The following is an 18,500-nucleotide window of genomic DNA, read 5'->3' on the forward strand; positions in this document are numbered from 1 at the left end:
TCAGTGGGGCAGGGTGGCCTCGGCGTCGCGGAGTTCCTCCAAGGCGGCGCGCAGGTGCCGGGTCAGCTCCCAGGCGTCCGGGACCATCCGCCGGTCGGTGACGACGCCGATGTCGAGCGAGCCGTCGTAGGAGAACGCGGTGATGTTGACGCCGCCGCTCACATCCGTGATCACGGACACCGGGTAGTGGGTCAGCAACCGCCCGCCGCACACGTACAGGGGGAACTGGGGCCCCGGCACGTTCGAGACGATGACGTTGATCGGCGGGAGCGTCTCCCCCACCAGCCCGAACGCCGATCTCGACGCCAGCCCCATGAGCGCGGCCGGCATCGACTCGCTGAACTCGCGCAACCATCGCGCGGGAGCCAGCGAGAACCTGTCCTTGATCCGGTGCATGGCCTGCCGCACCTGGTACAGCCGGTCGACGGGATCGGCGACGTGCACGGCCAGCGGCGCCGTCATGATCGTCACCTGGTTGCCGCGCCCTTCGACGCCGGCCTCCCGCAGCGAGAACGGCACCCCGGCCACCAGCGGCCGGCTCGGCACGCCGCCGTGCGCGGCCAGCCACCTGCGCAGCGCGCCCGCGCACACGGCCATGACGACGTCGTTGACCGTGACCCCGAACGCCTTGCGGACCTGCTTGATCTCCTCGAGCGGCAGCGACACGAACGCGAAACGCCGGTGTTGGGACACGGGGCCGCTGAACGGTGTGCGCGGCGCGGGCAGCGTCGGCAGCTCAGGCGCCTGCCCCGCGCCGGCGAGCTTGCGGGCGACCCCGGAGACGAGCTGGCTGCCCGGGATCCGGGACACGACGGGGATCTCGTCCAGGTGCGGCACGGCCCGGGCCGCGAACCGCACCGCCTGGGCGGGGTTCATCGCCAGCCTGGCCAGCCCGCGCGCCACCATCTCCGCGCGGCCGGGCGGCGGCGCCTCCGGCTCGGGCGCGGCGGCGGGCGGCGGCGCGGGCTCGGGGCTGGTGTCGAGCAGCGCGGCCAGCACGTCGGCGCCGCCGATGCCGTCCACGGCCGCGTGGTGGATCTTGGTGTAGAGGCCCATGCGGCCGCCGGACACGCCGTGGATCAGGTAGATCTCCCACAGCGGGCGGCCGCGGTCGAGGCGGCGGGCGTGCAGGCGGGAGACCTGCTCGGCGAGTTGCCTGTCGTCGCCGGGCGGCGGCAGGCCGATCTCGCGTACGTGGTAGTCGAGGTCGAGATCGTCCTCCTCCACCCAGTAGGGGTGGTCGAGCCCGAACGGCACCTGGGCCAGCTTGCGCCGCAGGGAGGGCACGTACGGGAGCCGGCGTTCGAGCAGGTCCTGCAGGTCGGCGCGGTTGAGGTCGCCGTCGAGAATGGCCAGGCCGGCGATGTTGGCGACGTTCGTCGCGGTCTCGAAATGCAGGAACTGGGCGTCCAGGGCGGAAAGCTGCGGCATGGGGGACACCTCCGCACCGAACCAATCAGACTGCGCCCATCTCTTCAAGGGTCCGCCACTTCAAGGGACAGCGCGCTCGCGTCGGGCTCGGCGAACGCCAGCAGCCGCAGCCCCTCCTCCTCCAGCGGCTCCAGCGGCGCCGAGGTGAACGGGCTGACGAGCAGCCTGGCCTTCTTGCCCGAGCGTTTGATCTGCCAGGTGCCCGCCGCGAACCCGTCGACGAGGTAGACGGCCCTGACCCGCAGGTTCTTGGTGGTGACCTGCCCTCCGTACGCGTCGGCGACCACCCGGGTGCGGTCGGCGTGGCCGAGGACGAGCGTGTCGAAGTCGGGCAGGAACCGCACGGGCGCGGGCACGTCGCCGCCCGGCCGCGGCGCGCCGGGCAGGTCGAACAGCTCCTTGCCGTCCGGGCCGGCGAGCCGCTCCAGGTCCATCCCGGACATGACCCGCTTGAGGCCGCCCAGCCCCGACCAGGTCTGCACGTCGGCGGGGGCGGCGGGGCCGAAGGCCGCCAGGTACCGCTCGATCAGGGTCTCCAGGGCCGCCGGGTACGGGCCGGAGCTCGTTGAACGTCATGAGCCCCGCGGCCGGCAGCCGGTCGGCGGCGGCCACGACGGCGTCGAAGTCCACCTCGTCGAAGCGGCGCGCGGCGGCGGCCGGCATGGGCGCGAGCAGCGGCCGGAACGCGGCGAAGTCCTTGGCCGTCACCATGTGCAGCGTGGCCCGCCACATGGTCGCACGGACCACCGTGCGGGTGTGCAGAGCCGTGTGCAGGTGATCGCGCTCGAACCCCTCCCCTTCGCACCTGGAGCAACCACCTCGACGAAGTCCCCGCGAAACGCGACCAGCGGCGGACGCGGCTCCTGCGCCTGCAGCCCGGCCAGCCCGTGCACGACGTCGGTAACATCCCCTTTGTGGCGTTTGAGGAGATACTGACGGGCCAAGGTGGCACGGTTGAGGTCCCGAAGGGTGAGCATCTACATATCATGCCTTTCCCCATTAATGCGGTACGCGCTTGTTACCCCGCCCTGACCGACGGCTACGCCTACCTCGACGGAGCGGCCGGCACCCAAACCCCCCGATCGGTGATCGACGCGATTGCCGACGCCTACCGCAGCGGGATCGGCAACGTGGGCGGCGCCTTCCCGGCCAGTCACCGCTCCGACGCCATCGTGGCGGCCTGCCGCGCGGCCGTGGCCGACCTGGTCGGCGGCGACCCCGGCGGGGTGATCCTCGGCCCGAACATGACCACCCTGACCTACCGCCTGGCCAGGGCGATCGCCGGCCCCGGCGACGAGGTGGTGGTCTCCAGGCTGGACCACGACGCCAACGTCCGCCCGTGGACCCAGACCGGCGCGACCGTCCGCTGGGCCGAGGTGGACCCGGTGACCGGGGAACTGCCGGTGGAGCAGTACGCGGACCTGATCGGCGAACGTACACGGGTGGTGGCGGTGACGGCAGCGAGCAACATCCTCGGCACCCGGCCGGACGTGCCCGCGATCGCCGAGCTGGCGCACCGGGCGGGCGCGCTGATGTACGTGGACGGCGTGCACGCCACCGCGCACGGCCCCGTGGACATGCGCGCGCTCTGCGCCGACTTCTACGCCACCAGCGCCTACAAGTGGTCGGGCCCGCACATCGGCGCGGTGGTGGCCGACCCGGCGCTGTTGGAGACGCTCCGGCCGGACAAGCTGGCCTCCTCGCCGGACACGGTGCCAGAGCGGTTCGAGACGGGCACGGCGGCCTTCGCCGACCTGGAGGGCGTGACGGCGGCGGTGGATCACCTGGCGTCCATGGTCCCCGGCTCCGGCAGCCGCCGCGAAAGGCTGCTCGCCTCGATGACGGCGGCGGAGGAGCACGAGCTGGAGCTGTTCGCGGAGCTGCTGGCGGGGCTGGAGACGATGCCGCACGTCACCGTGTACGGCAAACCGGCCAGGCGCACCGCCACCGCGTACTTCACCGTGGCCGGGCACACCCCGCGCCAGGTGGCCGAGCACCTGGCCGGGCTGCGGGTCAACGTCTGGAACGGCCACAACTACGCCTGGGAGCTGACCGCCGCGCTCGGCATCCGCGACTCGGGCGGCGCGGTGCGCGCGGGGCTGGTCCCCTACAACGACCGCTCGGACGTGAACCGGCTCCTGGAAGGCGTGGCCCTTCTGGGATGAGCGCGTTCTAAGATCGTCCAGGTGAGCCTGCCTGCCGTACCCGCCGTGCCGGATGTGGCCGCGCCGCCGGTCGAGCCGGCGCGCGACCCGTACCACGTCTACCTCGACTCGCTCACCAGCCCGGAGTCGCGCCGCACCATGCGCGGCTGCCTCGACCGGCTCGCCCGCCTCCTCACCGGCGACGAGACGGCCACGGGCGCGGGGCAGCCGTGGCATTTGCTGCGGTACGAGCACACGGTGCGCATCCGTACGATGCTCACCGATCAGGGGTGGTCGGCGGCGTACGTCAACAAGCACCTGGTGGCGCTGCGGCGGGTGCTGAAGGAGGCGTGGCGGCTCGGGCAGACCAGCGCGGAGGACTTCGCCCGCGCCTCCGATCTGGCTCCGGTACGGCAGAGCCGGCTGCCGACCGGGCACCACGTGCCGCCGGAGGTGGTCGGCGCGGCCCTGTCCGTGTGCGACGACTCGCCTGCCGGGGTGCGCGACGCGGCGTTGATCGCCGTGTTGTACTCCACGGGGTGCCGGCGGGCCGAGCTGGGCGGGCTGGCGCTGGCCGACTACGATCCGGGCGCGCGGTCGCTGCGGGTGCGCGGCAAGCGCGACAAGGAACGCCTGGTGTATCTGACGACGGACGCGATCGGTCTGGTCGAGCGGTGGCTGGCGGTCCGCGGGGCGGCGCCGGGCGCGCTGTTCAGCCCGATCAGCAAGGCGGGGCGGGTGCGGACGCGCGACGGCCGCCCGGTGGGGCTCACCGGGCAGGGCATCGCCGACATCCTGGCGCGGCGGCTCGGGGCGGCCGGGGCGGCGCGGCGTACGGCGCACGACTTCCGGCGCACGTTCATCGGCGAGCTGCTGGACGCGGGGGTGGACCTGGCGACGGCGCAGGCCCTGGTCGGCCACTCGTCCCCGGCCACCACGGCCCGCTACGACCGCCGCCCCGAACGCACCCGCCGCGACGCCGTCGACCGCCTCCGCCTCCCCACCCCCCGCCCTCTGGCCTGAACCCGCCCCGTCAGCGCCTACCGGCTGACAGCAGCGCGAACGCCCGCTCCGCGGCGCGGACCGCCTCCGGCTCCACCTCCCGCAGCGGCCGCCCCTCGGCCAGGAGCTGCCAGTTGCGCCGGGCCAGCACCCGCTGTGCGGCCAGCACCTGCGCGGCGAGCAGGGAGGCGGTCAGGTCGTCCATGCTCTCCCCCAGCGCCTCGGCCAGGGCCCGCTCGTCCCGCGACATGTGCTGGAACAGGCGGGCCACCAGGCTGGGCGTCGAGAACACCATCCGGTGGAAGGCCATCACCTCGGGATGGTCGTTGAGCCCGGTGACGGGGTCGCGTCCGGCCAGCCCGTCGAGGAAGTGGCGGCGCAGCGCCTCCAGCGGCACCTCCCCCGAGGCCCGCCCCCTGACCACGCGGGCCGCCTCGCCCTCGTGGTCGGCGATCCGGTGCAGGACCAGGTCCTCTTTGGCCGGGAAGTACTTGAACAGCGTCGGCTTCGACACTCCTGCCGCCGCCGCGATCTCCGTCACGGGCACCTCGTCGAAGCCGCGCTCCAGGAAGAGGGCGACCGCCGCCGCGGAGATGGCTTCATGGACGCGCCGGCGCTGGAGCTCGCGTAGTCCCGTCATGAGCACACTCTACCAAAGTGTTAACCTGGTTAATCTCTTAACCGAGTTAACAGTTTCCGGAGGTGTGATGGGAACGCTCGACGACGAGCGGGAGCACGTCGAACGGTGCCGGGCGGGGCTGCGGAGAATGCTGGAGGGCGCGCGGAACAACGTGATCCTCGGTGAGACCGTGGCCGGCGACCGCTACTCCGCCGAGCGGCTGGGACGGCAACTCAAGAGCCTCGCGAAGGAACTGAAGGAGTTGACCGAGGAGCCGGAGGGGCCGCCGTTCTTCGGGCGGCTGGACTTCGGCCAGGGCTCGGCCGAGCATCGGGGGCGGTCGTACCACATCGGCCGGCGGCACATCTCCGGCGAGCACGGCGGCCCTCCCGTGGTGATCGACTGGCGGGCGCCGGTCTCGCGGGCGTTCTACCGGGCGGGCCCCCGCGACCCCCAGGGCGTCGCGGTACGCCGCCGTTTCGGCTGGTCCGGCACCCTACTCACCTCGTACGAGGACGAGCGGCTCGAACAGGGCGAGCAGGGCGAGAGCCGCATCCTGGCCGCCGAGATCGAACGCCCCCGCGTCGGCCCGATGCGCGACATCGTCGCCACCATCCAGCCCGAGCAGGACGACCTCGTACGCGCCGACCTGAACGCCTCGATCTGCGTGCAGGGCGCGCCGGGCACCGGCAAGACGGCGGTCGGCCTGCATCGGGCCGCTTACCTGCTGTACGCGCACCGCCGGCGGCTCGAACGCAGCGGCGTGCTGGTGCTCGGCCCGAACCGGGCCTTCATCGGCTACATCTCCGCGGTGCTGCCCGCGCTGGGCGAGGTGGACGTGGAGCAGACCACGCTGGAGCGGCTGCTGGCCACCGTCCCCGTCACGGCCGCGGACAGCGAGGCGACGGCGATCGTCAAGCACGACGCCCGCATGGCCGAGGTGCTGCGCAGGGCCGTGTACGGGCGGATCAGCAAACCGGTCGAGCCGGTCGTGGTGGCCGACGGCTCCTCCCGGTGGCGCGTCCAGGAGGATGAGCTGCGGCGCATCGTGGACGACACGCGGCGCGAGTCCCTCCCGTACGGGGTGGGGCGGGAACGGGTACGGGCCCGGGTGGTGGCGTCGATCCGACGCCAGGCCGAGGCTCGTGGCCAGACCGCGAACGCGGCCTGGCTCCGGCGAATCGGCCGCGCCGTCACCCCGGCCCTGGACGCCGTATGGCCGCCGGTCAAGCCAGAGGAGCTCCTGTACGACCTCCTCCGCGGCCCCACCCCCGCCACGACCACCTCAGAGGAGCGTGGAGGCCGGGATCCGGCGAAGGGGGTGCTCACCGATACCGAGCGCGCGGCGATCACCTGGCTCCAGCCGCCCCGCAGCGTCAAAAGCGCCTCCTGGACCCCCGCCGACCTGGTCCTGCTCGACGAGATCGCCGCCATGATCGAGCGCCCACGCGGCTACGGCCACGTCATCGTCGACGAGGCCCAGGACCTGTCCCCCATGGAGTGCCGCGCCGTGGCCAGGCGCAGCGAGCATGGCTCCCTCACCGTGCTCGGCGACCTGGCCCAGGGCACCACACCCTGGGCGGCCACGTCGTGGAAGGAGCGCATGGCGCTGCTCGGCAAGCCCGACGGCGAGGTCATCGCGCTGACGACCGGCTACCGGGTGCCGGCCGCGGTGGTGGAGCTGGCCAACACGCTCCTTGGGGCCCTGCGCGTGGACGTGCCCGCCACCCGCTCGTACCGCTCGGACGGCCGGCTGCGGCTGACCCGCGTGACGAACCTGGAGACGGGGGTGGTCGCAGCGGCGCGCGAGGCGCTCGGATTCGAGGGCTCGATCGGCGTGATCGCGGCCGACGCCGCCGTCGAGGCGCTGACGTCCGCGCTGTGGAACGACGGCCTCGACCTCGCCGGGCGGCTGAGCGTGCTGCCCGCGTCGCTGGCCAAAGGCCTGGAGTACGACCACGTCATCGTGGCAGAGCCCGCCGCGATCGCCGCGGCCGAACGGCGCGGCCTGAACCGGCTCTACGTGGCCCTCACCCGAGCGGTCTCCCGCCTGGACGTCGTGCACGCGCGCCCGCTCCCGGCACCGCTGACCCGCCCGGAACACACCGCCTGAGATGGGCGGATGCGGCTCGACACGGCACCCGCTCCGGTGTGTGATGTGGTTCCCGCCTCCGGAGAGGAGCCGTCCGTGACCTCGCCCCAGGACTCGCCCCCGGGCGACGACCGGCGCACCGGCGCGCAGCCACCGCGGCGTCCTCCCCCCGGCCGGCGGGCGATCGATCAGGTGCTGTCGATCGTCGGGTTCGTCTGCGCGGCGGTGTCCGTGCTGTTCAGCCCGATCCTGTTCGGCCTGGCCGGCATCGCGCTGGGCATCGCCGGCCATGCGAAGGGCGAACCGCTGGGCAAGTGGGCCGCCGCGGCCGCCGGCGCCGGGATGGTCGTCGGCACCGTCCTCAGCTTCGCCCTCGAGAGCATCGTGTCCTGACTTCTCGGAAAGACTTTCCCTGGCGGTGTCGATTCCGGCCTCGGTCGTGCGTCATGGTTGCGACCCAAGAGGAGGAAACCATGAAGTCCGTGTTCTTCGTCGTGGGAGACGAACGCCCCTGGGCTGAGGCCGGCGCGGAAGAGCGCAAGCGCGTCTACGAGAAGTGGGGCGAATACGACCGGTTCCTGAGGGAGCGAGGCGCCGCGCTGGCCGGCAACGCGCCGCCCGATCCGGCCACCCGGCGGCCCGCTCCCCCAGACGACGGCTCCCGCCCGGCGGCTCGCTCCCGCAGACGGCAGCCCCGGCGATCCACCTGGTCGGTCCCTCACGTCAGCGGCGGCCGGGTGGTGGCCATGCCGACCGGGCGCCGGCCGTGGCCGTCAGGTGGTGGAGAGGGCGACGGTGGGTGACAGGCGGGCCGCTCGCATGGCCGGGTAGATGCCCGCGGCCGTCCCGATGAGCAGGGTCGCCGCGATCGCGCCGCCGATCGCCCACGGCGGCACCACCGGCGGCCAGTCCCGAGACACCGCGTACCCTGCGGTGGCCAGCGCCCCGAGCACCGCGCCCACCACCCCGCCAAGCGCCGACAGCAGCAGCGACTCCGACAGGAACTGCAGCCGCACCTGCCCCCGGGTGGCGCCGAGAGAGCGGCGCAGGCCGATCTCCTTGCGGCGTTCCAGCACGGAGATGACCATGGTGTTGGCCACGCCCACCCCGCCCACGAGCAGCGCGACCGCGCCCAGACCCAGCAGCAGGTTCGTGAACGCGCCCGCGGCGGCGGCCTTGGCCTCCAGCGCGTCCGACGGCCTGCTGACCGTGACCTCTTCGGGGTTCGACGGATTGACGGTACGCGGCAGCACCGCCCGCACCGACTCCACGGACTCGTCGGACGAACGTTCGTAGACGGTCGTCGGGTAGCCGTCGAACCCGAGCAGCTCCTCAGCGGCCGGGAACCCCACGAGGGCCGAGCGTTCGATCTCCGGCGCGAGCGGCATCGGCCCGAGTATCCCGATCACGGTGAACCAGCGCCCGCCCATCCACACCTGCACGCCGGTCCTGGCCAGCCCGAGCCGCTCGGCCGCCGCGGCGCCGAGCACGACGGCCGGCTGCCTGGCGGTCGCGTCGTTCAGCCAGGCGCCCTTGACCACGGCGCCCTCCAGCGTGGTCAGCAGGCCGGTGCTGGCCGCCTGGACGGAGATGCCGCCGGTGACCGCCTCGGGGATGTGGTTGGTGCGCCGTACGCTGGCCTCCACGCTGCCGGTGGCGGCCGCCGTGCGGACCGGGCCTATGCGCTGCACCATGGCCAGCGCAGTGGTGGGAAGCTTGGCGTCCTCGCCGAACATGGTCCGGCCCGGTGTGACGGTCAGCAGGTTGGTGCCGAGCTTGTCGAGCTGGCGCAGGAGCTGCTCGCGGGAGGACGACGAGATCCCGATCACGGCGATCATGGTGGCGATGCCGATGGCGATGCCGAGCGCGGAAAGGATCACCCGCGTGGGACGGGCCCGCAGCCCAGCCGCCCCGACCCGCAGCACGTCGCCGGCGCTGAGCCGCCCAGGGGCGAGCCGTTCGCCCGTAGCCTGCCGCCCGGCCCCGAGCCGCTCGCCCGTGGCCGGCCGCCCCTCGCCGCGCCTCATCGCCCAGCTCCCTTCAGCAGCTCGACCGGTCCCCGGTCGTCGTGGTCGTGGCCGTCGACGATCAGACCGTCGCGCAGGCGTACCTGGCGGTGGCACCAGCCGGCGATCTCGGAGTCGTGGGTGATGACGGCGATCGTGGTGCCGGACTCGTGCAGGGCGGACAGGACGGACAACACATCGGCGCCGGCCTTCGAGTCCAGGTTGCCGGTGGGCTCGTCGGCCAGCAGCAGCGGCGGGTCCCCGGCCACCGCGCGGGCGACCGCCACCCGCTGCTGCTCGCCTCCGGACAGCTCCGACGGCTTGTGCCGCAGCCGGTGGCCGAGCCCGACGCGTTCCAGCGCCGCGGCGGCGCGCTCGCGGCGGACGCGGCGGTTGGTGCCGGTGTAGAGCAGGCCGTCGGCCACGTTGTCCAGCGCGCTGACACCGGGCGCGAGGTGGAACTGCTGGAAGACGAAGCCCATGTAACGCGAGCGCAGTGCGGACAGCTCGCGGTCGGACAGGGCGGCGATGTCGTGCCCGGCGACGCGTACGGTGCCGGTGGTGGGCCGGTCGAGCGTGCCGATCATGTGAAGCATGGTCGATTTGCCGGATCCGGACGGCCCGACGATGGCCAGCAACTCGCCATAGGCGACGGTCAGGTCCACCCCGCGCAGCGCATGCACGTCGCCGGGATACGTCTTGGTCACGTCGGCCAATTCCACGATCGCGGTCATGGGGCGGGCACCCCGACCTTCATGCCCTCGGCCAGCCCTTCGCCCTCGATCTCCACCATCCCGCCGCCGAACGCCCCGGTCTCCACCGCCACGATCCTGGTGGCCGGCCCCTCGACGACCTCGACGCCGAAGCCGCCCTCGCGGAGCGCCAGCAGCGCCTCCACGGGCACGGCCAGCACGTTCTCGTGCCGCTCGCTCTGCATCTCCACCTCGACCGGCGCCTGGTCCAGCTTGGTCTTCGGCGTCTTGGCCAGCGTGATGTCGACGTCGATGGTGGTGCTCGCGTCCTGCTCCTGGCCGGAGGTCTCGGCGACCGTGCCGACCGACGTGATGGTGCCGTTCGCCTGCTCGCCGCCGGGCAGCGTCACGGTCACCTTGGCGCCTTTGCGGGCCAGCGACTGGTCGCCGGTGTCGAGGTCCACGTGCACGAGCCGGCGGATGCCGCTGACGGTGAGCACCTGCTGCCCCGGCGCCGTCTTGGCGCCGACATCGGCCTTGGCCTCGGTGACGCGGACGGCCGCGGGCTGGAACACCACCTGGGCGGCGTCAACCTGCCCGGTCTCCGCCAGCCCGCGGTCCTCCTGCCACTCCTTGACGGCCTGCTCGGTGGCGTAGCTGAAGTGGTCGTCCACCGTCAGGTAGTCGCCGTAGCCGAGCGCCTTGAGGTTGCGTTCGAGCTGCTCGACATCGGGGCCGTCGGACATGCCGCGCTGCAGGGTCCGGTACAGCGGCAGTTTGCCGTACATCAGGACCAGCGGCTTGCGGTCGACCTTGAGCAGCGGGCGGCCGCGGCGGATCACCGTCCCCTGGCCCGCCACCCATGTCACGGTGCCGGACGCGCCGGAGCTGAGCTGCCGCTCGCCCGCGTACGTGAGCGAGCCGCTCACGGTCTTGGTCTCCACCAGGTCCTGCCTGGTGATCTCGGCGGTGGCCGGGACGGGGGACGCGGTCGGCGCGGCGGCGCCGGTGCCGGGGTCGCTCATGACCGCCACCGCGGTCCACGTGGCGGCCACCGCCAGGACGGCGCCGCCGCCCAGCAGGAGGCCCTTGCTCACGGCTTGCCCCCTCTGGTGAAGCTCCCGCCCTTTCCGCCTGGCGCGTGCTCCTCGCAGGCCTTGTGTGCGGCCTCCATCTTCTCCTTCGAGCCGCCCCTCATCTTGATGCGCATCGGCTCGCCCGGTTTGGGGTCGGCCATGTCGATCCCGTGCTCGCGCATGCACTGCGCGAACTTGACCATCTGGTCGTGGTCCTCCGCGCTGGGCTTCTCGCCTTCCGGTATGGCGGACTCGATGAGGTGCTCGCACGCCTTGTGCGCCTTCTCGGCCTTCTCCGGGGTCACGCCCCGGGGCAGGCTGATCTGGAAGTTGCCCTCGTCGATCTTCGGGTCGGGCATGTTGATGCCGTGCTCGCGCATGCACTTGGCGAACTGCAGCGCCGCCGCCTGCGGGTCCGTCTTGGCCGACGGGGAGGCCGCGGGGGCGGCCGGCGAGGTGCCGCCGTTCGCGCTGGCGACGCCGTCGTCCTTGGCCGCGGTGCCACCGCACGCGGCCAGCGCCAGCGCGAGGGGGACGGCGGCCAGAAAGAACCTTGGGGTCATGGGCTTTCGCTCCTCAGCGCCGTGGGTCCTTCCCCCGGCACGGCCCTACTCCAGCCGAACGGGTGCTAGAACCGGATAAGCCCTTGTGGCGGGCTGCGTCCAGCAGCCCGCCACAAGCAGCAGGAACTGCGCTTACCTGCGGCTAACACGTGATCCGTCACGCTCGTGGCCGAGGAAGGGGGGCGGCGATGCGGGTGCTTGTCGTCGAGGACGAGGAACGGCTGGCGGACGCGGTCGCGCACGGGCTGAGGCTGCACGCGATCGCCGTGGACGTGGCCTACGACGGGCAGGACGCCCTCGACATGGCCTCGTACGTCGACTACGACGTGGTCGTGCTCGATCGGGACCTGCCCGAGGTGCACGGCGACGACGTGTGCCGGCGGCTGCGTGCGAGCGGCGGGGGCGGCCGGGTGCTCATGCTGACGGCGGCGGGCCAGATCCGCGACAAGGTGGACGGGCTGGCCCTGGGCGCGGACGACTACCTGGTCAAGCCGTTCGCGTTCGCCGAGCTGGTGGCCAGGGTCAGGGCGCTGGCCCGGCGGGCGCCGCGCGCGGCGTCGGCGCCGCTGGAGCGGGCCGGGATCACGCTGGACCCGGCCCGCCGCACGGTCACCAGGGACGGGCGGACGCTGTCGCTGAACCGCAAGGAGTTCGACGTGCTGCGTGTCCTCCTGGAAGCCGGCGGCGGGCTGGTCACCTCCGGCGAGCTGCGCAAGAGCGTGTGGGACGAGCACGCCGACCCCGGCACGGGCGCGCTGCGGGTCACGATCACGTCGTTACGCAAGAAGCTCGGCGTCCCGACGCCGATCCAGAACGTGCCGGGCAAGGGGTATCGGCTTTGATCTCCTGGTGGCAGAGCAGGCGGTTGCGGCTGCGGCTGACCCTGCTGTACGGCGGGCTGTTCTTCGTGGCGGGAGCGCTGCTGCTGTGGATCACGTACCTGATCACGGCGCAGGCGATGGAGCAGGAGTTCGTCACCGCGGTCGGCAGGGCCCCGCTGGCCGGGGAGGCGCCGCCCCCGGATCTCAAGGTCATCCGGTTCGCCGGCGACATCGAGAGCCGGGCGGAAAGCGTGCTCGGCCGGCTCGTGCGCTGGTCGTTGCTCGCGCTGATCCTCGTGGGGATCACTGCCCTGTTGCTCGGGTACGCGGTCGCCGACCGGGCGCTGCGGCCGCTGGACCGGGTGACGGAGACCGCGCAGCGGCTGTCGGAGAGCACCCTGCACGAGCGGATCGGGCTGCGCGGCCCGCCGGACGAGGTCAAGCGGCTGGCCGACACGTTCGACGCGATGCTGGACCGGCTGCACCGGGTGTTCGAGGGGCAGCGGCGCTTCATCGCCAACGCCTCGCACGAGCTGCGCACGCCGCTGGCGATCAACCGTACGGTGCTGGAGGTGTCGCTGGAGGAGCCGGCGGTTTCGGCGGACCTCAGGGCGCTGGCCAGGGCGCTGCTGGGCACCAACGCCCGCTACGAGCGGCTCATCGAGGGGCTGCTGCTGCTCGCGCAGTCGGAGCAGGAGCTGACCGCGCGCCGGCCGGTGGACCTGGAGCAGGTCGTGCGGGTGGTGCTGGAGCAGATCGACCTGCAGTCGCGCAAACGGCCCGTCACGCTGCACCAGGACCTGCGGCCGGTGCTCGTCGAAGGGGATCCGCTGTTCCTGGAGCGGTGCGTGTTCAACCTGCTGGAGAACGCCTCCAAGTACAACGTGCGCGACGGCGAGATCTGGCTGGCGCTGCGGCGGGAGGGCGGGATGGCGGTGATCGCGGTGGAGAACACCGGGCCGCAGGTGCCGCCGTACGAGGTGGACGATCTGTTCGAGCCGTTCAGCCGGATGCAGGGAGATCGGGTGCGCTCGTACAAGGGAGCGGGGCTGGGGTTGTCGATCGTGCGGGCCATCGTGGCGGCGCACGGCGGCGAGGTCGGGGCGGTGGCGCGGCCCGAGGGCGGGTTGCGGGTCACCGTCCGGCTGCCGCGCGGGGCGGCGTGAGCCCTTCAGCCGCGCGGCGGGAGCGCCGTGAGATCCTGGGAACGTGCTGTCGTCGCCGATTGACGCGCTGCGTGCGCAGATCACCGCCCGGCTGGCCGCGTTCGACCGCCGTGAGGTGCCGCCGGCCGGGGGGATACGCCGGGCCGCCGTCACCGTGTGCGTGCTGGAGGACGCCGAGGCCGCCCCGTACACGATGCTGATCAAGCGGGCGCCGCACGGCCGCAATCCCGGGCAGTGGGCGCTGCCCGGCGGGCGGCTGGACGACGGGGAGCTGCCGGTCGCGGCGGCGTTGCGGGAGCTGGCCGAGGAGACCGGCGTCACCGAGGTGGAGGTGGCCGGGCTGCTCGACGACTTCGTCACCGACTCGGGGTTCGTGATCACGCCGGTGGTGGCGTTCGGCGGCAGGCAGGAGCCGGTGGCCGATCCGCGGGAGGTGGCCTCGGTGCACGCGGTGCCGCTGGAGCGGTTCCTGGCGCCCGGGGTGCCGCGCTGGGAGGGCGAGCAGCTGCAGATGCCGCTGGGCCCCTCGATCGTCGTCCACGCGCCGACGGGCGCCATCTTGTGGCAGTTCGCCGAGGTGGCGCTGCGCGGCCGCGAGCAACGGGTCTTCGACGTCGCGCAGCCGCACTGGACGAGGACGTGACGGAGGCGCGGCACGCGGGTCACGGGGCGCCCATGCGGAGGGCACGATTACCTCCGGAGCCGACCCGTGTGCTTAACTCAAGATGCCGATGTGGTTAGTGTCCCCCGGGCCGCAAATTACCGCCTTCACGGAATACCGTTCGGCTGGAGCCGTGTTGTGCATCTCGCCGAGGAGGCGACCGCCACATCGGCCTTAACGTCTTCCCAGGCGCCCCGCTCACCTGCGAGGCGCCTGGCTTATGGTGGGGTGGCCGATCGCCCGATCAACCAGGAGAGCCTGTTGCTGTACCAAGTGGTCAAGTTCGCCGCAGCGCCGCTCGCTCACGCGATGTGCCGGCCGCACATCTCCGGCGCGGCGCACGTGCCGAGGAGCGGGCCCGCGATCCTGGCCGCCAACCACCTCTCGATGCTGGACTCGTTCCTGCTGCCCGCGCTGCTGCCGCGGCACGTGACGTTCACCGCGAAGAACGAATACTTCTCCGGCAACCCGGTCTCCGGGTTCTTCATGAAGCTGGGGGGCAGCCTGCCGATCGACCGCGAGAGCGCCCACGCCGCGCAGACCATGCTGGATGAGGCCGCCGCGCTGCTGGAGCGAGGCGAGTTGTTCGGCATCCACCCCGAGGGCACCCGCTCCCCCGACGGGCGGCTCTACCGGGGCAAGGTCGGGGTGGCGTGGCTGGCGCTCAAGACGGGGGCGCCGGTGCTGCCGGTGGCGCTCAGCGGCACCGAGAAGGTGCTGCCGGTCGGCGCCAGCGTGCCGCGGCCCGCGAAGATCGGCATCGCCATCGGCCAGCCGATGCGCTTCACCGGCGACCACACCAAGGCGCAGGACCGGCGCCGCGTCACCGACGAGATCATGGCCGCGATCCAGAAGCTCTCCGGGCAGGAGTACGTCCCGGTCTATGCTGCGAGCGTCAAGGCATCCAACGGGTCGAACTAGGCCAGTCAAGGACAAGGGGGCTGATCAGTGGCGCGGGGCCGTACGATCGCGATCGTGTCCGCCGCGACCGTGCTCGGCGTGGGCGCCGCGGCCGGCGGCGCTTACTACGTCCTGCACACCCGCGGCACCCCGGCCGAGACCGCGCAGCGCTTCGCCGCCGCGTGGCAGGCCGGCGACTGGTCCGCCATGGGCAAGGAGCTCGCCACCGCGCAGCAGCTCGGCGGCTATGACCAGCAGCGCAGGGCGCTCGCGGTGGAGCGGACCTCGATCCGGCTGGGCAAGGTCACCGAGGGCGACGGCATGGCACGCGTCCCGTACACCGCGACCCTGACCTTGAAGAACATCGGCGAGTGGACCTACGACGGCCGGATCGACCTGGTGGTGGCCGACCGCGCCTGGAAAGTGGACTGGGCGCCCACGACGCTGCACCCGTCGATGACGGCGGGAGCGACGTTCGGGATCAAGACGCGCTGGCCGCAGCGGGCCGAGATCACCGACGCCGACGGCGGCCGCATCGACGACGGCACGGTGGGCGGGTCGGTGCAGCAGCTCGTCGGCTACCTGGACAAGGCGACCAAGAAGGACGTGGCCAAGCTCGGCTCCGCCTACAAGGTCGGGCAGGCGGTCGGCCGGGACGGGCTGCAGGAGACGTTCCAGAAGCAGCTGGCCGGCACTCCCGCGACCGACATCCAGCTCGGCGGCAAGACGCTGACGACCATCAAGGGCACCGAGGGCGAGCCGGTGCAGACGACGCTCGACCCGCACGTGCAGGCCGCCGCGGTGAACGCGGTCAAGGACATGGACAAGCCGACGTCGATGGTGGCGATCAAGCCCTCGACCGGCGAGATCCTTTCCGTGGTCAACAACCAGGGCGGCTTCAACCGGGCGCTGGACGGCCGCTACCCGCCGGGCTCCACGTTCAAGGCCGTCACCGCGATCGGGCTGCTCGCGGCGGGGATGTCGCCGCAGGACACGGTCACGTGCCCCATGTACGCCACCGTCGGCGGCCTGAAGATCCGCAACTCGGACAAGGAGGAGTTCGGGTCGCTGTCGTTCCTGGATTCCTTCGCTCACTCGTGCAACACCACGTTCGCGCCGCTGGCCCAGTCGAAGCTGGGCGCGGACAAGCTCCTCGACGTGGCCCAGGACGTGGGCTTCAACCAGCCGCTCAACATCGGGGTGCCGGCCACCAAGGCGAGCTTCCCCAAGGCGGAGACGGACGCGGAGCTGGCGGCGGAGGCGTTCGGCCAGGCCAGGATCACCGCCAGCCCGTTGTCGATGGCGTCGGTGGCCGCCGCCATCGCCGACGGCACCTGGCGGCCGCCGACGCTGGTGCCTTCGCTGAAGCAGAAGGCCGCCGAGCGGCCGCTGCCCGACGGGGTGAAGGAGCACCTGCACGCCATGATGGCGGCTGTGGTCACCAAGGGCACCGCCAAGGCGGCGGGGTTGCCGGCCGGCACGCACGGCAAGACCGGCACGGCCGAGTACGGCACCGGGGAGAAGCTCGAGAGCCACGCCTGGTTCATGGGCTTCAAGGGCGACGTGGCGTTCGCGGTGGTCGTGGAGGGCGGCGGCGGGGGCGGCAAGGTGGCCGCCCCCGTGGCGGCGGACTTCCTCAAGGGGCTGTGAGGAAACGGCGGATCTCCTCCGCCACCCGCTCCGGTTTGCCCCTCATGGCGGCGTTGGACGTGGCACTGTGGTCCAGGCCCGCCATGTCGACGCGGCGGGCGCGCGGCAGCACGCCTTCCAGCGCGGTGAGCACCGACCTCAGGTGCGCCGGGCTCTTCGTGCCGCCGAGCAGCAGCACCTCGGCTTGCACAGACCTGTAGACGTCGAGATCGGCGGCTGTCTCCGCCACCACCTGGCCGTCGTAGTGCAGGGTCGGCGCCAGCTCCCGGTACGTCGGCTCCCCAGCCCCGGCCGCCTTTTCCTGTTTTTTCAGCATCATGGCGGTGAGCAGCTCCAGCAGGGCCCGCGGCATCACGTGGAAGACCGGCGGCCCCAGCCGGGTGGCGAGCATGCCGGTGACCAGCGCCGCCGGGATGCGCCCCGCGGCGAGCTCCCCGTCGAAGCGGTCCAGCCAGCCGGCCGGGTAGCTGCCGCCGAGGTCGAGGGGCGGCTCGAACGCGACGACCTTGCGCAGGGCCGGCCGGGCGAGCGCGGTCCGTAAGGTGACGATGGCGCCCGAGCTCACGCCGACGACATGCTGCGCGCCGGTCGCTTCGAGCAGCGCGTCCAGGTCCTCGACCTCGCGCTGGAGTCCGTAGTCCGGTCCGTACGGGCCGCTGCGTCCGCGCCCTCTTCGGTCGGGCACGTAGCAGGTGAAGTCGCTCGCCAGCGCCTGGGCCAGTTCGATGTTGCTGTGGCCGGTCTGCATGACGCCGTGCAACACCACCAGCCCGGGTCCGTCGCCGAGCCGGTCGTAGGTGATCGTGGTGCCGTCCTTGGACGTCACTTCATCCAGAGTGATCATGATGGCTCCCCATGGTTCGGTCCGTGGAGGGAGCCCGGCTATTGTTGCCAGTGCCATCTCGTGGCCGGGGTCCGCTCCGCGGGTCTGTCGGTGCGAGATTTCACCCGGCGGCCGGTGTGCCAGCACCGCCGCCGGGTCTTTCATTCGTCCGTGCGGCCCCTTTCCGCGAGGTCCGCCACGTCGGCGGGCAGCAGGCCGGTCTCGTGGTAGGCCCGCCAGGCGTCCTGGCCGGGGAATGTGCCGGCCGCCAGCTCCGCAAGCAGCGAGCGCACCCAGCCCGCCTCCGCCTCCCGCATGGCCAGCGCGTATTCGGACTCGACGAGGAACAGCCGCGGCATCTCCCGCCGCTCCCGCTCCAGGTCCGCCCGGCCGGCCTCGATCCGCCGCTCCAGCAGCTCCAGCCGCTGCCGCAGCAGCGGCGCCACCTCGTCGGGGCCGAGCCCGCCCATCACCGACAGACCGGCCTCGAACGCCGAGGGCTCGGCCCGCGGAGTGGACAGCAGCTCGCGGGTCCAGTCCTCTGCTTCCTCCCGCCCGGCGTCGGTGATGCGGTAGACGGTCCGCTCGGGGCGGGCGCCCTGCCGGGTGCTCTCCACCGCCTCCAGCAGGCCGTGTTTCTCCAGATTGCGGACGACGGTGTAGAGGGATCCCCATTTGATCCGCATGTCCTGATCCTTGGCACGGGCCCGCAGGACCGAGGCCATCTCGTACGGGTGCATGGGGCGCTGGACGACCACGGTCAGCACGGCCAGGGCCAGCAGGTTCGCGACCGGCCGCCGTTTCGCCATCCCTCATCACCTCCGCTCGAATACTCGTCTACGAATATACGTGTA

19 protein-coding genes and 1 pseudogene are annotated in these 18,500 nt (G+C 72.5%); 10 read left to right on the forward strand and 10 right to left on the reverse strand.

Annotated elements, in window-relative coordinates; genetic code table 11:
- The 3 genes and pseudogenes from EDD27_RS21420 to EDD27_RS58800 all read right to left on the reverse strand — a co-directional run.
- Window positions 1-1,431 carry a WS/DGAT/MGAT family O-acyltransferase gene (locus tag EDD27_RS21420; RefSeq protein WP_127933982.1) on the reverse strand — a complete coding sequence of 477 codons (1,431 nt, stop codon included), beginning with the start codon at window positions 1,429-1,431 and terminating at the stop codon, window positions 1-3.
- Window positions 1,432-1,475: 44 nt separating this feature from the next.
- Window positions 1,476-1,874 (reverse strand): DNA glycosylase AlkZ-like family protein, encoded by a 399-nt coding sequence (locus EDD27_RS56775; protein ID WP_421917310.1) that lies wholly within the window; start codon window positions 1,872-1,874, stop codon window positions 1,476-1,478.
- Window positions 1,822-2,178 (reverse strand): annotated as a pseudogene (locus EDD27_RS58800) (DNA glycosylase AlkZ-like family protein); the annotation flags it as partial. The gene EDD27_RS56775 and the pseudogene EDD27_RS58800, both read right to left, overlap by 53 nt.
- 239 nt (window positions 2,179-2,417) lie before the next feature.
- On the opposite strand from EDD27_RS58800, the gene EDD27_RS21430 reads away from it, so the two are divergent.
- Both EDD27_RS21430 and EDD27_RS21435 read left to right on the forward strand, forming a co-directional pair.
- Window positions 2,418-3,596, forward strand: a complete 1,179-nt coding sequence (locus EDD27_RS21430; RefSeq protein ID WP_127933983.1) for a cysteine desulfurase-like protein — start codon at window positions 2,418-2,420, stop codon at window positions 3,594-3,596.
- 21 nt (window positions 3,597-3,617) lie between these two features.
- Window positions 3,618-4,598, forward strand: coding sequence for a tyrosine-type recombinase/integrase (locus EDD27_RS21435; protein ID WP_241564176.1), 981 nt, complete (start codon window positions 3,618-3,620; stop codon window positions 4,596-4,598).
- 10 nt (window positions 4,599-4,608) lie between these two features.
- Here the strand turns inward: EDD27_RS21435 and EDD27_RS21440 are convergent, their stop codons facing one another.
- Entirely contained in the window at window positions 4,609-5,217 is a 609-nt protein-coding gene (locus tag EDD27_RS21440; RefSeq protein ID WP_206641570.1) for a TetR family transcriptional regulator, read from the reverse strand.
- A 67-nt stretch (window positions 5,218-5,284) separates the two neighbouring features.
- On the opposite strand from EDD27_RS21440, the gene EDD27_RS21445 reads away from it, so the two are divergent.
- The 3 genes from EDD27_RS21445 to EDD27_RS21455 all read left to right on the forward strand — a co-directional run bounded on the left by EDD27_RS21445 (window position 5,285) and on the right by EDD27_RS21455 (window position 8,091).
- Window positions 5,285-7,309: a HelD family protein gene (locus tag EDD27_RS21445; protein WP_127933985.1), complete on the forward strand. Its 2,025-nt coding sequence runs from the start codon at window positions 5,285-5,287 to the stop codon at window positions 7,307-7,309.
- A 75-nt stretch (window positions 7,310-7,384) separates the two neighbouring features.
- Window positions 7,385-7,681, forward strand: coding sequence for a hypothetical protein (locus tag EDD27_RS21450; protein WP_206641571.1), 297 nt, complete (start codon window positions 7,385-7,387; stop codon window positions 7,679-7,681).
- A gap of 80 nt (window positions 7,682-7,761) precedes the next feature.
- Complete coding sequence (locus tag EDD27_RS21455) at window positions 7,762-8,091, forward strand: hypothetical protein (protein ID WP_127933986.1); 330 nt, start codon at window positions 7,762-7,764, stop codon at window positions 8,089-8,091.
- Here the strand turns inward: EDD27_RS21455 and EDD27_RS21460 are convergent.
- From EDD27_RS21460 to EDD27_RS21475, 4 genes are read right to left on the reverse strand one after another with little or no spacing between them, the layout of a single operon-like run.
- Entirely contained in the window at window positions 8,062-9,315 is a 1,254-nt protein-coding gene (locus EDD27_RS21460) for an ABC transporter permease (RefSeq protein ID WP_127933987.1), read from the reverse strand. The genes EDD27_RS21455 and EDD27_RS21460 overlap by 30 nt on opposite strands.
- Window positions 9,312-10,028: an ABC transporter ATP-binding protein gene (locus EDD27_RS21465; protein WP_127933988.1), complete on the reverse strand. Its 717-nt coding sequence runs from the start codon at window positions 10,026-10,028 to the stop codon at window positions 9,312-9,314. Before EDD27_RS21465 ends, EDD27_RS21460 begins: the two co-directional genes overlap by 4 nt.
- Complete coding sequence (locus EDD27_RS21470) at window positions 10,025-11,083, reverse strand: efflux RND transporter periplasmic adaptor subunit (protein ID WP_241564177.1); 1,059 nt, start codon at window positions 11,081-11,083, stop codon at window positions 10,025-10,027. Before EDD27_RS21470 ends, EDD27_RS21465 begins: the two co-directional genes overlap by 4 nt.
- Window positions 11,080-11,625, reverse strand: coding sequence for a hypothetical protein (locus EDD27_RS21475; protein ID WP_127933989.1), 546 nt, complete (start codon window positions 11,623-11,625; stop codon window positions 11,080-11,082). The genes EDD27_RS21470 and EDD27_RS21475 overlap by 4 nt, the downstream gene beginning before the upstream one ends.
- Before the next feature lie 188 nt (window positions 11,626-11,813).
- Between EDD27_RS21475 and EDD27_RS21480 the strand changes: the two genes are divergently transcribed.
- From EDD27_RS21480 to EDD27_RS21500, 5 genes are all read left to right on the forward strand, one after another.
- On the forward strand, window positions 11,814-12,467 hold the full coding sequence (locus EDD27_RS21480) for a response regulator transcription factor (protein ID WP_127933990.1): 654 nt from the start codon (window positions 11,814-11,816) through the stop codon (window positions 12,465-12,467).
- Window positions 12,464-13,612, forward strand: a complete 1,149-nt coding sequence (locus tag EDD27_RS21485; protein WP_127933991.1) for a sensor histidine kinase — start codon at window positions 12,464-12,466, stop codon at window positions 13,610-13,612. Before EDD27_RS21480 ends, EDD27_RS21485 begins: the two co-directional genes overlap by 4 nt.
- A gap of 43 nt (window positions 13,613-13,655) precedes the next feature.
- The gene (locus EDD27_RS21490) at window positions 13,656-14,255 is read left to right on the forward strand and encodes an NUDIX hydrolase (RefSeq protein ID WP_241564178.1); all 600 of its coding nucleotides are present in this window, start codon (window positions 13,656-13,658) and stop codon (window positions 14,253-14,255) included.
- A gap of 246 nt (window positions 14,256-14,501) precedes the next feature.
- Complete coding sequence (locus EDD27_RS21495; protein ID WP_241564179.1) at window positions 14,502-15,194, forward strand: lysophospholipid acyltransferase family protein; 693 nt, start codon at window positions 14,502-14,504, stop codon at window positions 15,192-15,194.
- A gap of 54 nt (window positions 15,195-15,248) precedes the next feature.
- On the forward strand, window positions 15,249-16,823 hold the full coding sequence (locus tag EDD27_RS21500) for a penicillin-binding transpeptidase domain-containing protein (protein WP_241564180.1): 1,575 nt from the start codon (window positions 15,249-15,251) through the stop codon (window positions 16,821-16,823).
- On the opposite strand, the gene EDD27_RS21505 is transcribed toward EDD27_RS21500, so the two are convergent.
- Together EDD27_RS21505 and EDD27_RS21510 are read right to left on the reverse strand one after the other, a co-directional pair.
- Window positions 16,810-17,667 carry an alpha/beta fold hydrolase gene (locus EDD27_RS21505; protein WP_164903720.1) on the reverse strand — a complete coding sequence of 286 codons (858 nt, stop codon included), beginning with the start codon at window positions 17,665-17,667 and terminating at the stop codon, window positions 16,810-16,812. The genes EDD27_RS21500 and EDD27_RS21505 overlap by 14 nt on opposite strands.
- A gap of 140 nt (window positions 17,668-17,807) precedes the next feature.
- A complete protein-coding gene (locus tag EDD27_RS21510; protein ID WP_127933994.1) occupies window positions 17,808-18,455 on the reverse strand; it encodes a PadR family transcriptional regulator in 648 nt (215 codons plus the stop codon).
- Between the last annotated feature and the right edge of the window lie 45 nt (window positions 18,456-18,500).

The organism is Nonomuraea polychroma (genome assembly GCF_004011505.1).
GTDB lineage: Bacteria > Actinomycetota > Actinomycetes > Streptosporangiales > Streptosporangiaceae > Nonomuraea > Nonomuraea polychroma.